The organism is Bacteroides sp. 3_1_13 (genome assembly GCF_001185845.1).
Taxonomy (GTDB): domain Bacteria; phylum Bacteroidota; class Bacteroidia; order Bacteroidales; family Bacteroidaceae; genus Bacteroides; species Bacteroides xylanisolvens.
On sequence record NZ_KQ236956.1, the window covers coordinates 1,476,895 to 1,491,687 of the forward strand.

Annotated in this window: 12 protein-coding genes and 1 tRNA gene; 9 read left to right on the plus strand and 4 right to left on the minus strand. The window is 42.8% G+C overall.

Features of this window, described 5'->3' with window-relative positions:
• Positions 1–69: 69 nt before the first annotated feature.
• Positions 70–142: transfer RNA gene (locus tag HMPREF9009_RS18515), tRNA-Lys, on the plus strand.
• 73 nt (positions 143–215) lie between these two features.
• On the opposite strand, the gene HMPREF9009_RS18520 is transcribed toward HMPREF9009_RS18515, so the two are convergent.
• Positions 216–2,087 (minus strand): PAS domain-containing sensor histidine kinase, encoded by a 1,872-nt coding sequence (locus tag HMPREF9009_RS18520; protein ID WP_049702950.1) that lies wholly within the window; start codon positions 2,085–2,087, stop codon positions 216–218.
• A 192-nt stretch (positions 2,088–2,279) separates the two neighbouring features.
• On the minus strand, positions 2,280–3,665 hold the full coding sequence (locus HMPREF9009_RS18525; RefSeq protein ID WP_049702951.1) for a GDSL-type esterase/lipase family protein: 1,386 nt from the start codon (positions 3,663–3,665) through the stop codon (positions 2,280–2,282).
• A gap of 91 nt (positions 3,666–3,756) precedes the next feature.
• Here HMPREF9009_RS18525 and HMPREF9009_RS18530 point away from each other — a divergent pair, with 91 nt between their 5' ends.
• The 3 genes from HMPREF9009_RS18530 (at position 3,757) to mtgA (ending at position 6,709) form a co-directional block, all read left to right on the plus strand.
• Positions 3,757–5,109 carry an MATE family efflux transporter gene (locus HMPREF9009_RS18530; RefSeq protein WP_049702952.1) on the plus strand — a complete coding sequence of 451 codons (1,353 nt, stop codon included), beginning with the start codon at positions 3,757–3,759 and terminating at the stop codon, positions 5,107–5,109.
• 162 nt (positions 5,110–5,271) lie between these two features.
• Positions 5,272–5,988, plus strand: a complete 717-nt coding sequence (locus HMPREF9009_RS18535) for a YiaD family glycine zipper/OmpA-like lipoprotein (protein ID WP_004306354.1) — start codon at positions 5,272–5,274, stop codon at positions 5,986–5,988.
• Positions 5,966–6,709, plus strand: a complete 744-nt coding sequence (gene mtgA / locus HMPREF9009_RS18540) for a monofunctional biosynthetic peptidoglycan transglycosylase (protein WP_049702953.1) — start codon at positions 5,966–5,968, stop codon at positions 6,707–6,709. Before HMPREF9009_RS18535 ends, mtgA begins: the two co-directional genes overlap by 23 nt.
• Positions 6,710–6,853: 144 nt before the next feature.
• Here the strand turns inward: mtgA and HMPREF9009_RS18545 are convergent, their stop codons facing one another.
• Complete coding sequence (locus tag HMPREF9009_RS18545) at positions 6,854–7,357, minus strand: RNA polymerase sigma factor (RefSeq protein WP_004300346.1); 504 nt, start codon at positions 7,355–7,357, stop codon at positions 6,854–6,856.
• A 240-nt stretch (positions 7,358–7,597) separates the two neighbouring features.
• Between HMPREF9009_RS18545 and HMPREF9009_RS18550 the strand changes: the two genes are divergently transcribed.
• The 3 genes from HMPREF9009_RS18550 (at position 7,598) to HMPREF9009_RS18560 (ending at position 9,846) form a co-directional block, all read left to right on the plus strand.
• Positions 7,598–8,158 (plus strand): LemA family protein, encoded by a 561-nt coding sequence (locus tag HMPREF9009_RS18550; protein WP_004311585.1) that lies wholly within the window; start codon positions 7,598–7,600, stop codon positions 8,156–8,158.
• 45 nt (positions 8,159–8,203) lie between these two features.
• Complete coding sequence (locus HMPREF9009_RS18555) at positions 8,204–9,166, plus strand: M48 family metallopeptidase (RefSeq protein WP_008643886.1); 963 nt, start codon at positions 8,204–8,206, stop codon at positions 9,164–9,166.
• A gap of 182 nt (positions 9,167–9,348) precedes the next feature.
• A complete protein-coding gene (locus tag HMPREF9009_RS18560) occupies positions 9,349–9,846 on the plus strand; it encodes a DUF4251 domain-containing protein (protein WP_008022096.1) in 498 nt (165 codons plus the stop codon).
• A gap of 198 nt (positions 9,847–10,044) precedes the next feature.
• Here HMPREF9009_RS18560 and HMPREF9009_RS18565 read toward each other — a convergent pair whose 3' ends face one another.
• On the minus strand, positions 10,045–10,668 hold the full coding sequence (locus tag HMPREF9009_RS18565) for a trimeric intracellular cation channel family protein (protein WP_004311582.1): 624 nt from the start codon (positions 10,666–10,668) through the stop codon (positions 10,045–10,047).
• 92 nt (positions 10,669–10,760) lie between these two features.
• On the opposite strand from HMPREF9009_RS18565, the gene wecB reads away from it, so the two are divergent.
• Both wecB and HMPREF9009_RS18575 read left to right on the plus strand, forming a co-directional pair.
• On the plus strand, positions 10,761–11,846 hold the full coding sequence (gene wecB, locus HMPREF9009_RS18570; RefSeq protein ID WP_004311581.1) for a non-hydrolyzing UDP-N-acetylglucosamine 2-epimerase: 1,086 nt from the start codon (positions 10,761–10,763) through the stop codon (positions 11,844–11,846).
• Positions 11,847–12,212: 366 nt separating this feature from the next.
• Positions 12,213–14,789: a DUF5686 and carboxypeptidase-like regulatory domain-containing protein gene (locus tag HMPREF9009_RS18575; RefSeq protein WP_049702954.1), complete on the plus strand. Its 2,577-nt coding sequence runs from the start codon at positions 12,213–12,215 to the stop codon at positions 14,787–14,789.
• The last annotated feature ends 4 nt before the right edge of the window (positions 14,790–14,793 follow it).

Sequence of the window (14,793 nt, forward strand, 5' to 3'; positions counted from 1 at the left end):
AATTCTTTTGGAGTTATAAAAAAATGTTCTACCTTTGCACCCGCATTCGAAAGAAAGCACTGAAGGATTGATTCGCTAGCTCAGCAGGTAGAGCACAACACTTTTAATGTTGGGGTCCTGGGTTCGAGCCCCAGGCGGATCACGAAACATAAAATTAATCCCTTGATAATCAGTCGTTATCAAGGGATTTTTATTTTAATATTCTTCACATATACTTATTCTACAAGCATAGAGCGACACGGTAATTCGATTATAAAAGTAGTACCTATCCCCAGTTGGGAATCGACTAATATCCGCCCGTTCATCTTCTCGACGATCAGTTTGCAGATAGGTAAGCCCAGACCGGCCCCTTGAGCAAAGGAATCCAATTTCTCAAACCTTTCGAATATCTTTTCAAGCATATTCTGTGGGATGCCCCGACCGGTATCTTTAACACCGATTCTGACAGATTGGTGATCTACCTCATAGAAGACTTCCACGTGTCCGGTGGTAGTGTTCTTTAAGGCATTCGAAAGGAAATTACTCAAGATCTGTTTGATACGCAATTTGTCCAGTTCTACCAGAGAATCATGTGCCGGATAGTTAGTCAGAAGTTCAACGCCGGATGGTACTTGATGAACATACTCCGCTACACTCTCGTCAAGAAGCTCGGTAAGGTTAACCCAGTCCGGACGCAATTCCAGATAACCGGATTCTATTTTAGAAAGATCAATTACATCATTAATCAGATTTAATAATAGTTTGTTGTTATGTCCAATCAGAGAATTATATAGTTCCTTTTCCGCTGCATTTTCCGTACTAGTCAACAGGCTTGAAAAGCCGACAATAGCATTTAAAGGAGTACGGATTTCGTGACTCATATTAGCCAGGAAAGCAGACTTTAACCGATCGGACGCTTCAGCTTTATCACGTGCCTTGACAAGCATTTCTTCTGTCCTTTTCAGTTCTGTGATATCATAATTGATGCTGATAATCTCGATAATCCGGTCTTGCGGGGCATATTTCTTTACTAACAGATTGACATGCGTCCATGTGTATGTGCCATCCTCCCTAAGAACACGCATCTCTTTGCTAAGTTTGGTAGTAAGTCCCTTTCGTGCGTCGTCCAAAAACCGAATCAACAAGGCACGGTCATCGGGATGGAAATGCCGGTATGTGCCAAAGATGTCGGACAACGGAGTTTCATCCGCTTCACCCACATTTCTGTACCAGCTTTTTTGAGCATAGCCGTGTCCACTCAAAATATTGAAGTGGGCATAACCGACCTTGGCATAATCACCGACCAGTTCAAAGAACTCCTCAAATTCCTGAATCTTATTATAGGCTACCGTTGTTTCTGTCTTATCCGCATTAATCAATAGATAGTTTATTGGCTGATGCTCACTATTATATAATGTAGTCACTTTAGTCATCAGATCAATCGTACCCTGTTTTTGGGTATTCTGATAATACGATCCAACCTTCGAGAAGTCATAACGGAAAGTAAAGTCGGCATCTTCATTTTTCTTCAGCCGTTCTTTCATTTCTTTCGGAAAAATAGGATTATCAAAAATATTGATACCCAATACGTCTTCTTTCTTCTCTATATGAAACATTTCTAATTCCTTATCGTTCAAATCCACTAATACCCCATCCATATCGTATAATTCGATACCAATAGGCAAACACTTGAAAATGTTAGATAAGAGACGCTCACTGTATTGCAAAGCTTGGTAAGCAGATGCCATATCAGGACCATCTTGCACTTCGGATATACCATAAATGATTTCGTTTCCGTCTTCATCCGTTTCTTGAAAGCATACCTTGCTACGTACCCAAACAGATCCTTTCACCGTATCAAGCAAATACACCACCTCCGGCCGTTGATACACACCATAAGAATGAACAGTTGTAGAAAGTTGTTCCTCTTTCTGAATACGTTTATTGAAATCTTCAAAACTAATAACTCCGGTCTGATCCAGACCTAATAACTCTACTATAAAGTCAGAACATTCATAATTCGCAGTTGATAAATTGGCTTTCCACCATCCCATATTAGCGTTAGCCATCAACTGCGAGAAAAAGGTAAAATCTTGTAGTCTATTCATAACGCTATTTATCATTTTATTATTTTTCGGGCGCAAAAATACAGATTGGTAACAAATCTAACTTTCAGAAAGACACTTTTTTAGCATATTATAAGAAGATTATTTGTGATTAAACTAAAAAATTTCCGGTTAAAACTTTCTCTAAAAGAGATTATTTCAACCGGAAATTTTACAATCGTCAAGTTCCTTATTTTACTTTTTCAAGGACTGATAAACAGCTTTTGCCATCACTTTAGCCCCTTCTTCATTCGGATGGATCTTATCCGGAAACAATTGGGGCATTCCGTCCATTGCTGCGTGAAGATCGATGACAGACAAGTTATTTTTCTTGGCAACCTTCTTTATCATCGGAATGATTTGTTTAGAGATGATATCATCGTTGATATTATCACCGGTCTGATAGGCTTTAGAAGGATAACAAAGATAAATCTTCGGTTGAGCTGGCAGCGCTTTGAAAGCATCGACCATTGTTTGCAAATCTTTCGTGAAGTCGGCCTTATATTTCCAGTTGAATGATTTACTGTCATTCGTACCCAACTTGATAACAACGATATTAGGATTGAAAGCCAGCGCATCCTGATAAGCTTTTTCATTCATATAAGGATGATCGCCCTTGTTCAGCAGAGTGCGGGCACTGACTCCGAAATTCTTTACCCAATAAGCCTCTCCCAACATACGGCTCAACACAGCCGGATAACTGTCACGATCACGATTCTTGATACGTGCTCCATACGTAATACTATTTCCAATGCAAGCTACACGGATAGCATCTTTATGAGGTACTTTGAAACTACGGAGCCAAGACGTCAGTTCGTCCAACATTTCATTCTTATAGAGGAAACCCTCGCGAATTCCCCATCCATGTCCACCGGAAGGATAAATATGAAGCACTGAAGGAACATTGTTCTTGTTCAGCGCCAAATAATAATTAACTCCGTTAGCAGGCGGAACAACTTTATCATCATCACTATATACGATAAAAGCACGCGGTGTATCTTTCGTCACTTGCTTTTCATTAGAATATTCAAGTTCCAATTCAGCAGAAGCATCTTTTCCCAAAAGGTTGTCGTGAGAGCCCCTATGGGTATAAGATTTATCCATCGTAATCACAGGATAGAAAAGAATCTGAAAGTTCGGACGAAGTTCGGGCTTGGCATGAGTGGCAATGGTAGAAGCCAGATGGCCACCGGCAGAAGAGCCCATGATACCAATGTCATTCGGGTTCAAATTCCAGACATCGGCACTGTCACGCACCAATTTCATTGCTGCTTCAGCATCCGAAATGGGTACTGTACGATCACCGTTCGGCATCCGGTATTTTAGCACAATCAATGCAATACCTTGTTTATTGAAATAGGGAGCCCAATCACAGCCTTCGTGTTCGAATGCCAAATGTGAATATCCACCTCCCGGACACGCAACCACAGCACGTCCTGTAGCCAGTTCCGGCGCAGGAAGAAATACGCGAAGTGAAGGTTGTTCAATATCAAAAGGTTTCGGAGCATTTTGCGCTACCACTCGTGAACCAGCAAAAAAGAGAAGCAGCAAGATAAAAATAGTAGAAAATTTCTGTTTCATAGTATCTATGTACTTTGATTAATGAATAATTAGATGCGCGAAGATAGTAATTTTGCGTATCTTTGCACCCCATTTTGATTAGAAAAATTATATGCAAGGAATAAAGAATCTGACACAAGGCCCTATCAATCGTCAACTGTTTAATCTGGCAATGCCGATCATGGCAACGTCGTTTATCCAAATGGCATATAGCCTCACAGATATGGCGTGGGTAGGACGACTGGGAAGTGAAGCCGTAGCCGCCATCGGTTCTGTCGGAATCCTGACCTGGATGTCCGGTTCTATCTCCTTATTAAATAAGGTGGGATCTGAAGTGAGTGTCGGACAATCCATCGGTGCGCAAAGCCAGGAAGATGCCCGCAGTTTCGCATCTCATAACATCACGATTGCTTTGATTATTTCCATCTGTTGGGGCACACTCCTTTTTATATTTGCAGAACCTATCATACGCATCTATGAACTCGAGGATCATATTACGGCCAATGCCATCCAATACCTGCGGATTGTTTCTACCGGATTACCTTTTATTTTCCTTTCCGCTGCTTTCACCGGAATTTATAATGCGGCAGGGCGCAGTAAAGTCCCGTTCTTTATCAGCGGCACAGGATTGATACTGAACATCATTCTGGACCCGCTCTTCATTTTCGGTTTCGGGCTGGGAACCAATGGTGCGGCATACGCTACCTGGATTGCGGAAGCAAGTGTTTTCCTGATTTTCGTCTATCAGTTGCGTTGCCGGGATGCCCTGCTTGGCGGTTTCCCTTTCTTCACGCGGCTAAAGAAAAAATATACACGGAGAATCTTTAAACTGGGATTGCCCGTGGCTACTTTGAATACGCTGTTTGCCTTCGTCAACATGTTCCTTTGCCGCACCGCCTCGGAACAGGGAGGACACATCGGCCTGATGACTTTCACCACCGGAGGGCAAATTGAAGCAATCACCTGGAATACCTCACAGGGATTCTCCACCGCACTAAGTGCCTTCATCGCCCAAAACTACGCCGCCGGACGAGTGGAACGGGTACTTAGAGCCTGGTATACGACTTTATGGATGACGGGAATCTTCGGTACATTCTGCACATTACTATTCGTTTTCTTCGGGAATGAAGTTTTTGCCATATTCGTCCCCGAACAGGCGGCCTACGAAGCCGGAGGTGTGTTCCTCCGTATCGACGGATATTCGCAACTTTTTATGATGCTCGAAATCACCATGCAGGGAGTATTCTACGGCATCGGACGCACCATCCCTCCTGCCATTATCAGCATCAGTTGCAACTATATGCGTATTCCGCTTGCCATCCTGTTTGTACGGATGGGCATGGGAGTGGAAGGAATCTGGTGGGCAGTCTGCATCACCACGGTTGCCAAAGGGTTAATTCTTTTGAGTTGGTTCATTATTATTAAAAAGAAGTGTTTGAGTGTTCCTTCAACGATAAAAGGATAATTATCATTTCCCTTTATTAACAAACAAAGGGGCTCTTCCGAGTTATTTTAACTTAAAAAGTACACGCTTGCCAAATAATATGTATCTTTGCATTGTTATTAATAATGCGAAGTGATTCGTATAAAAACATTTTTTATAAACCAATTAAAAAACATCAACATTATGAACAAGATGAAATTTATGGTTCTCTTCATGAGTATTGCCATGATATTTGGTAGCTGTGGAAGTATGAACAACACTGGTAAAGGTGCTGCTATCGGTGGTGGTTCGGGCGCTGCACTAGGTGCGATCCTGGGAGGTGTTATCGGTAAAGGTAAAGGTGCTGCTATCGGTGCTGCTATTGGTACGGCAGTAGGTGCAGGTACAGGTGCTCTTATCGGTAAAAAGATGGACAAAGCAGCAGCAGAAGCAAAACAAATTGAAGGCGCACAAGTAGAACAGATAACAGACAACAACGGATTGCAAGCCGTGAAAGTAACATTCGACTCGGGTATTCTTTTCACTACCGGTAATGCAAATCTAAGTGCTGCTGCTAAATCTGCTTTAAGCAAGTTTGCCAACAATGTGCTCAACCAGAACCGGGATATGGACGTGTCTATCTACGGATATACCGACAACCAGGGCTGGAAGAACAGTACTGCTGCACAAAGCCAGCAAAAGAACCTAAACTTATCACAAGAACGTGCGCAAAGTGTGTCCAGTTACTTGTTGAGTTGCGGTGTTTCCACCAATCAGATCAAGAGTGTACAGGGAATGGGTGAAAGCGATCCCGTTGCAAGCAATGACACTGCTGCCGGTCGCGAACAAAACCGTCGTGTAGAAGTATACATGTACGCAAGTGAGCAAATGATTAAAGATGCACAAGCAGCCGCTAATTAAAAAATTACTGCGCTATACGCGCAACCTGCTGATTTTCTTCTTTGCATCAACACTACTGGCAGTGATTATTTATCGTTTCATGCCGGTTTATGTAACTCCGTTGATGGTTATCCGAAGCGTTCAGCAAGTTTTTTCAGGAGATAAACCCACGTGGAAGCACACGTGGGTTTCTTTTGAAAAGATATCTCCCAACCTGCCGATGGCGGTCATAGCCTCCGAAGACAACCGTTTTGCCGAACACAACGGGTTCGACCTCGTAGAAATCAAGAAAGCGATGAAAGAAAACGAAACACGCAAACGGAAACGGGGAGCAAGCACCATCAGTCAGCAGACAGCCAAGAATGTGTTCTTATGGCCGCAATCGTCGTGGGTACGCAAAGGGCTCGAAGTCTACTTTACGTTTCTCATCGAACTCTTCTGGTCGAAAGAGCGAATCATGGAAGTCTATCTCAACTCTATAGAAATGGGAAATGGCATCTACGGCGCACAAGCAACCGCAAAAAATAAGTTCGGAACAACAGCCGACAAGCTGACCCGGGGACAATGTGCACTCATCGCCGCCACCCTACCCAACCCGATACGATTTAACTCGGCGAAACCTTCGTCATACATACTAAAACGACAAAGTCAGATATTACGGCTGATGAATCTGGTTCCTAAATTCCCACCGGAAGAGAAAGCCGTTGAAAAGAAAAAAAGCAAAAAAAAGAAAAGCAAATAACAAGAAAGAATTTATAACCTAGTTTAATTTACGATTAGACGATTAGGTGATTTACGATTAAGTTATAAAAAAAGAAAGGAGCAATGAGAATCTATCTCTTTGCTCCTTCTGCTAATAAACTTGTTTATATGTGTTATCCCCCAATTATACAAAATCTTTCAATTCCTGTTGCAGACGTTGCCGCGTGAAAAATATGCGACTTTTCACTGTACCCAACGGTAATCCTAATTTCTCTGCAATTTCGCGATATTTAAAACCAGATACGTGCATAGAGAAAGGAATCTTATACTCCCGGGGGAGTGCGTTGACGATGCGGTGCATTTCTTTCAGGTCGTAAGCACCTTCCGTACTTTCAAATCCTGAATCTTGTGGCAGATTTAAGTGATAATAATTATCGGTTGTGTCAACAAAAGTTTGATCGCGTACTATTTTACGGTAGTTATTTATAAAGATGTTGCGCATGATAGTGTACATCCATCCTTTGAAATTTGTGTCCGGAACATATTTTTCTTCATTATCTAATGCTTTTAAAGATGTTTCCTGCAATAAGTCATTTGCTTCTTCACGGTTGGCCGTCAATTTATAAGCAAAACGAAGCAACTCTTCCTGTACTCCAATTAAATCTTTTCTGAAACTTAAACTTTTCATACTTTAATGGTTTTATGGTTAATATTTCGTTTTTCTCGATGTTTGCAAGTTTAAAGGTATTTTGCTTATCAAGCAGGGTAGGATCCGTTATTTTTTAGGGTGAAATTCTATCAATTGACAGATTTTAGGTGCTTTCTGACAGTTTTTAGGTGGTATTTGCGAAATTTACCCCCTACTACTTGGTTAAAAGAACCAAATAGATTACTTTTGATTTTATATTATTAAATAAAACAAAAAGCTATGACCATACTTATTATTGTAGGGATTATTGTATTGCTGGGCATCTTCTTTGCTTCCATGTACAACTCATTAGTGAAATTGAGAAACAATCGTGAAAATGCGTTCGCCGACATCGATGTACAGTTGAAACAACGCCATGATCTCATTCCCCAACTGGTAGACACCGTGAAAGGATATGCCGCACACGAAAAGGAAACGCTCGACCGGGTGATTCAGGCACGTAACGGTGCAGTCGGCGCAAAAACGATTGATGATAAGATAGCTGCCGAAAACCAGTTAAGCTCTGCTCTTGCAGGATTGAAAATCACTCTCGAGGCTTATCCCGATTTGAAAGCTAATCAGAATTTCCTGCAATTACAGGAAGAAATTGCTGATGTAGAGAATAAACTGGCTGCTGTCCGCCGTTACTTCAACTCGGCAACTAAAGAATATAATAACGCCGTACAGACATTCCCATCGAATATAGTAGCAGGAATGACCGGATTCCAAAGAGAAATCATGTTCGACCTAGGGAAGAATGAACGTGCGAATCTGGATCAAGCACCTAAAATAAGTTTCTAAACTCATTATTCACACCGTCCACTCAATTACAAAAGTTGAACACGCATGCAATACGTCGGAATCCAAACACAGCAGAGCCGGAATAATCTGCGCTCTGCGTTTCTACTGTTCCTGTTTCCCTGTCTCGTGGCAGCACTCCTCTATTTATCCTGCTACCTGTTGGTTCTTTTTGGATACGGAAAGAGTATGGAAATAGAAATAATGCCAATGGTCAATCATTTCTTCCTCTCTTCGTTGCCATACACCATGGGAATCGTAATCATCTGGTTTCTGATTGCCTACTGGGCCAACACAAGTATTATCAATTCTGCCACCGGTTCCAAACCGCTGGATCGTATAGAGAATAAGCGCGTTTACAACCTGGTGGAAAACCTATGTATGTCGCAAGGCATGAAGATGCCGAAAATCAATATCATCTATGACAGTTCTCTGAATGCATTTGCAAGCGGCATCAATGAACGTACATACACTGTTACCCTCTCGGAAGGTATCATCAAAAAACTGAATGATGAAGAACTGGAAGCAGTGATTGCGCATGAGCTAAGTCATATCCGCAACCGTGACGTGCGCTTGCTGATAATATCCATCGTCTTTGTCGGTATCTTTTCCATGCTGACAGAAATCACCCTATATACCATCACACACATACGTGTACGCAGCAACAGCAAAGGTAGTGGCGGCATTTTTCTTTTCATTCTACTCGCTTTAGTGATAGCCGCCATCGGTTATCTTTTCTCAAGCCTGATGCGTTTTGCCATTTCACGCAAACGCGAATACATGGCAGACGCGGGATCGGCAGAAATGACGAAGAATCCGTTGGCACTGGCCAGCGCTCTCCGCAAAATATCAGCAGATCCTGCCATAGAGGCAGTAGAAAGGAAAGACGTGGCGCAATTATTTATACAGAATCCTAAAAAGAAATCGAAAAGTATATTCAGCGGAATCAACGGATTGTTTGCCACTCATCCTCCCATTGAAAAACGAATTGAAATACTGGAACAGTTCTAAAAGCCTGTTCTAATTTTCTTCCCAAGCGTTTTTATTCAAAAGTTGATTATGCCCTTAATTGGTCTAAACTTATAAATAACAGGGATTTCTGTTTAATTTTCATTAAAGGAAACAGAACTATCCCTGTCTTTTTCTTATATTTGGTTGTTATACATATATACATCAACCTAAATACAACTGATATGAGAACGAAGAAACAAATCTTTATGCTGTTACTAGCCTTGCTAGTGGGCATCCCTACCCTTTCGGCTCAAAGTAAAAAGGAAAAGAAAGAACAGAAGAAAGAAGCCGTAAAGAAGCTGATTGAATCTGAAAACTACAAGATAGATGTCAACACCGCCATGCCGATGCGCGGACGCTCCATCCCTTTGACATCTTCCTACTCACTGGAAATCAGAAACGATTCGGTCATTTCTTATCTGCCTTATTATGGACGGGCTTACAGCATCCCCTATGGCGGAGGCGACGGGCTAAATTTTAAAGCTGTGCTCAAAGAATACAGTATGGAAATGGATAAGAAAGGAAATGCCGTCATCGAGTTTATCGCACGCAATCCCGAAGACAGGTATGAATACAGAGTCAAAGTATTCCCCAATGGTTCGGCAAGCATTGATGTCAATATGCAAAACCGTCAGTCCATTAGTTTTCAGGGGGAGCTGTATATAAAGGAAGAGAAGTAAGAAACAGAAAACAAGTAAGAAGAACGGGCTAAATATTTTTGTATTATTAGGCGTGGATTGCACGGATTACACGGTTGTTAGAATGATGATTACCATACAGCAACCGTGTAATCCGTGCCTAATTTTATAATATAAACTATTAATTCTTAGCTATCCGATAGAAACAATATGAACACATTCACTCGGGCAATATCTTTTTTATTCTTCCGGCTCTTCCCCACCTTTTAATATAGGCAGGCAAATGTGATATTTCACAGCTAAGATGCGAGTCAGAAATACGGCTGATCCGCCAATCAACTGACAAGCGTAGGACTCCATACCTGCGAGATCGCAAATCCAATATGCAATACCGCCTACGACGCAAGCCATTGCGTAAATCTCCTTTCGGAAGATAAGAGGTATTTCATTGATAAATACGTCACGAATCACCCCACCGGCTGCTCCCGTAATGCTACCCATGATAATCGCCACCCAAAAAGGATACCCCAGAGCAATGCTCTTGCCTACACCTACCACGGTAAACAGTGCCAGACCGATGGTATCGAAAATGAAGAAAGTATTATTGAGCCGGATGAGCCAGCGTCCGAAACAGATGACCCATAACAAAGCCAGTCCTGTACAAATCAGATAGATAGGGTCAGTCATCCATCCCGGTGTCACGTCGAGCAGTACATCACGGATGGTACCGCCGCCGATAGCCGTAGCAAGTCCTACCACATAAGCGCCGAACCAGTCGAAACGTTTCGCCGAAGCTAGCCGGATACCACTAATAGCAAAGGCAAATGTGCCTATAAAATCAAGAATTTGAACGAATGTGGGCATATATTTGTTATTTTGTATGCAAAGTAACGAATAAATTCCGTAAGAAAATGTACTTTTGCTTCACGAATTAAACCGAATTAGGTAGAAACAATATGAAAATAACAATTGTTGCGGGGGCACGCCCCAATTTTATGAAGATAGCTCCCATTACACGCGCTATTGAAGCCGCACGGGCGCTGGGTAAAAGTATCTCTTACCGACTGGTTTATACAGGAAGGAAAGACGATACGAGTCTGGATGCTTCTCTCTTTTCGGATCTCGACATGAAAGCTCCTGATGTATATCTGGGAGTGGAAAGCAGTAATCCAACGAGTTTGACAGCCGGAATCATGGTAGCCTTTGAACAAGAACTGACGGAGAATCCGGCACACGTAGTCCTTGTGGTAGACGACTTGACCGCAACCATGAGTTGTGCCATCGTTGCCAAGAAACAAGGTATCAAGGTAGCACATCTCGTAGCCGGAACCCGTTCTTTCGATATGAAAATGCCGAAAGAAGTCAACCGTATGATTACAGACGGACTATCCGACTATCTGTTCACAGCCGGCATGGTTGCCAACCGCAACCTGAACCAGACGGGAACGGAAAGCGAAAACGTATATTATGTAGGCAACATTCTGATTGATGCCATCCGCTATAACCGGAACCGCTTGCTCAAACCGATATGGTTCTCCGTCCTGGGACTGCAAGAAGGAAATTATCTCCTATTTACTCTCAACCGTCGTGTATTACTCGGCAATAAGGAGAATCTGCGTCAGTTGATGAAAACAATCATCGACAAGTCCGCCGGTATGCCTATCGTTGCACCGCTACATACCTACGTACGTAATGCCATTAAAGAGTTGGACATCGAAGCTCCGAATCTCCATATCATGCCGCCGCAAAACTACCTGTTCTTCGGTTATCTGATAAACAAGGCGAAAGGAATCATAACAGATTCAGGAAACGTAGCCGAAGAAGCGACCTTCCTGGGTATTCCTTGTATCACGCTCAACACGTATGCCGAACATCCGGAAACGTGGCGCATGGGAACCAACGAACTTGTCGGAGAAGATCCTGCCCTGCTTGCCAAAACCATGGATACACTGATGCACGGTGAATGGAAACGTGGCGAACTTCCCGAACGTTGGGACGGACGTACCGCAGAGCGTATTGTACAGATACTTACGAGCAAATAACATTTACCCGGCATGTTCCATTCCGTTTCCCGGCATGGGACTGTTAGTTTCACGCCTTGAAACTAATAGTTTCACACCGGGAAACAAAGTGTTTCACACCGAGAAACCAACAGTTTCATGCCGGGAAACAAAAAGTTTCAAGGGTCGAAACAAAAAGTGTCCTACAACGGGAGCAAAGGTTTCAAATACCGAAACCGGGAGAACGAAATGCGGAAACGGTCTTATCAAAAGGATTAACAGCGGGATGTTCTTTGAATTATCGTACGATATATGCTTGTAAACAACAAAAAACGATGGGTAAAAAAAGTTATATATTCTGTTATCCTTAGAGTTATTTGTTAACTTTGCAGCCCTACTACAAACGTTATGATACAACGATATAACAAAATACTTATACTGTTCTTACTCGTATTGGTAGCTTCCAATGCTTTTGCGCAGCAAATTAAAGGGGTAGTCACTGATTCGGTTACCCACGAGCCATTGATGTATATCTCTGTTTACTACCAGGAAAAGAGAGATATGGGTACCATCACCAATATTAACGGAGAATACAGTCTTGAAGCCCGCAGAAACGGAGGAACACTGGTATTCTCCGCTGTAGGTTATATCAGTAAAACGGTTCGGGTTGGTTCCAACAATCAGACAGTGAACGTTAAGTTAGCTCCGGATAATGTGCTCCTGAACGAGGTTGTCGTGAAACCTCAAAAGGAGAAATATTCCCGCAAAAACAATCCGGCAGTGGAATTCATGAAGAAGGTAATCGAACACAAAAAGGCACAAGTCCTCGAAGTGAACGAGTACTATCAGTACGACAAGTACGAGAAGATGAAAATGTCTATCAACGACCTCACACCGGAAAAGCTCGAAAAAGGTATCTACAAAAAATATTCATTCTTAAGAGACCAAGTGGAAGTGTCGGAAACAACCAATAAGTTGATTCTCCCTATTTCCGTACAAGAAACGTCCTCGCAAACCATCTACCGCAAAAATCCCGAAAACAAGAAAACGATTATCAAAGGAAAGAACTCCAATGGTATAGAAGAATTTTTCTCTACGGGAGATATGCTTGGCACCGTACTGAAAGACGTATTTGCCGACATCAATATCTACGATGATGATATCCGGTTGCTTCAGCAGCGTTTCGTCAGTCCGATCGGTAACAATGCCATCTCATTTTATAAATATTATCTGATGGACACATTGATGGTAAACAAACGCGAATGTGTCCACCTCACTTTTGTTCCGCAAAACTCGCAAGACTTCGGATTCACCGGACATCTGTATGTATTGAATGATTCTACATACGCCGTTCAGAAATGTACAATGAACCTGCCTAAAAAGACCGGAGTCAACTTTGTCAACCGCATGGACATCACGCAACAGTATGAGCAACTGCCCAACGGCAACTGGGTGTTGGCGGATGATGACATGACCGTAGACCTTTCCTGGAATTCCAACAAAACAGCAGGTGGATTGCAGGTGGAACGAACCACGAAATATAGTAATTATAAATTCGATCCTATTGAACAACGACTGTTCCGGTTGAAAGGCAGCGTAATAAAAGAAGCGGATATGCTCTCGAAAAGCGATGAGTACTGGGCGAGTGTCCGTCAAGTACCATTGACAAAGAAAGAAAGTTCGATGGACGTATTCGTCAACCGTCTCGAACAGATTCCGGGATTCAAATACATCATCTTCGGAGCGAAAGCACTGATTGAGAACTTTGTAGAGACAGGAAGCAAAGAGCATCCGAGCAAAGTGGACATCGGCCCTATCAACACCATGATTTCGAGCAATTACATTGACGGTACCCGTTTCCGGTTGAGCGGTATGACTACGGCTCATTTCGACAAGCACTGGTTCTTGAGCGGATACGGAGCGTACGGTCTGAAAGACGAACGCTGGAAATATAGCGGAACGGTGACTTATTCGTTCAACAAACGCGATTATGTGGTTTGGGAATTCCCGAAACATTATCTTTCGGCAACGTACAGTTATGACGTAATGTCTCCGATGGACAAATTCCTGTTTACGGATAAAGATAATATCTTCTTGTCAGTCAAGACAACGACAGTAGACCAAATGTCGTATATGCGCGACGCCACCATTAATTATGAACTCGAAACGCTGACCGGATTCGGAGTGAAAGCCATGTTGCGCCACCGTAACGACGAGCCTACCGGCAAACTGGAATACCTGCGCAATGATGCCGCACAAACCCGTGTGCACGATGTCACAACTTCCGAAGCAAGTCTGACGCTGCGCTATGCGCCGGGCGAATCATTTGTCAACTCCAAGCAACGCCGCGTGCCCGTGTCGCTGGACGCTCCTATCTTTACGCTCACTCATGCTATGGGTTTCAAAGGAGTATTGGGCGGGGATTATAACTTTAACCGCACGGAAGCAAGTGTGTGGAAACGTTTCTGGCTCCCGGCTTCCTGGGGAAAGATTGATTGCAGCGTGAAAGCAGGTGCAGAATGGAACACAGTTCCTTTCCCGTTGTTAATCCTGCCGGAAGCCAACTTGTCCTACATCACCCAGCGCGAAACGTTCAACTTGATTAATAACATGGAATTCCTGAACGACCGTTACGCTTCCATGTCATTATCCTACGACATGAATGGAAAACTCTTCAACCGTATTCCTCTTATCAAGAACCTGAAATGGAGGGAAATGTTCCGTGTACGTGCTTTGTGGGGAACATTGACGGACAAGAATAATCCGTTCAAGAGCAACAATCCCGATTTGTTCCGTTTCCCGACACGCGACGGTAAGTTCACCAGTTTCGTGATGGACCCGAAAGTGCCGTATGTCGAAGCAAGTGTAGGTATCTACAACATTTTCAAGTTGCTGCACGTTGAGTATGTACATCGTTTCACTTATCGTGATAATCCGGGTATCAACAAAAACGGTATCCGCTTCATGGTATTAATGGTATTCTAAAAAA

Coding starts and splice junctions, on each gene's coding strand:
- HMPREF9009_RS18565 (WP_004311582.1), bottom strand. CDS start 10,668: ATGCCCACATTCGTTCAAATTCTTGATTTTATAGGCACATTTGCCTTT.
- mtgA (WP_049702953.1), top strand. CDS start 5,966: ATGCACAAGCAGCCGCTAATTAAAAAATTACTGCGCTATACGCGCAAC.
- HMPREF9009_RS18530 (WP_049702952.1), top strand. CDS start 3,757: ATGCAAGGAATAAAGAATCTGACACAAGGCCCTATCAATCGTCAACTG.
- HMPREF9009_RS18535 (WP_004306354.1), top strand. CDS start 5,272: ATGAACAAGATGAAATTTATGGTTCTCTTCATGAGTATTGCCATGATA.
- HMPREF9009_RS18550 (WP_004311585.1), top strand. CDS start 7,598: ATGACCATACTTATTATTGTAGGGATTATTGTATTGCTGGGCATCTTC.
- HMPREF9009_RS18575 (WP_049702954.1), top strand. CDS start 12,213: ATGATACAACGATATAACAAAATACTTATACTGTTCTTACTCGTATTG.
- HMPREF9009_RS18525 (WP_049702951.1), bottom strand. CDS start 3,665: ATGAAACAGAAATTTTCTACTATTTTTATCTTGCTGCTTCTCTTTTTT.
- HMPREF9009_RS18545 (WP_004300346.1), bottom strand. CDS start 7,357: ATGAAAAGTTTAAGTTTCAGAAAAGATTTAATTGGAGTACAGGAAGAG.
- HMPREF9009_RS18560 (WP_008022096.1), top strand. CDS start 9,349: ATGAGAACGAAGAAACAAATCTTTATGCTGTTACTAGCCTTGCTAGTG.
- HMPREF9009_RS18555 (WP_008643886.1), top strand. CDS start 8,204: ATGCAATACGTCGGAATCCAAACACAGCAGAGCCGGAATAATCTGCGC.
- wecB (WP_004311581.1), top strand. CDS start 10,761: ATGAAAATAACAATTGTTGCGGGGGCACGCCCCAATTTTATGAAGATA.
- HMPREF9009_RS18520 (WP_049702950.1), bottom strand. CDS start 2,087: ATGAATAGACTACAAGATTTTACCTTTTTCTCGCAGTTGATGGCTAAC.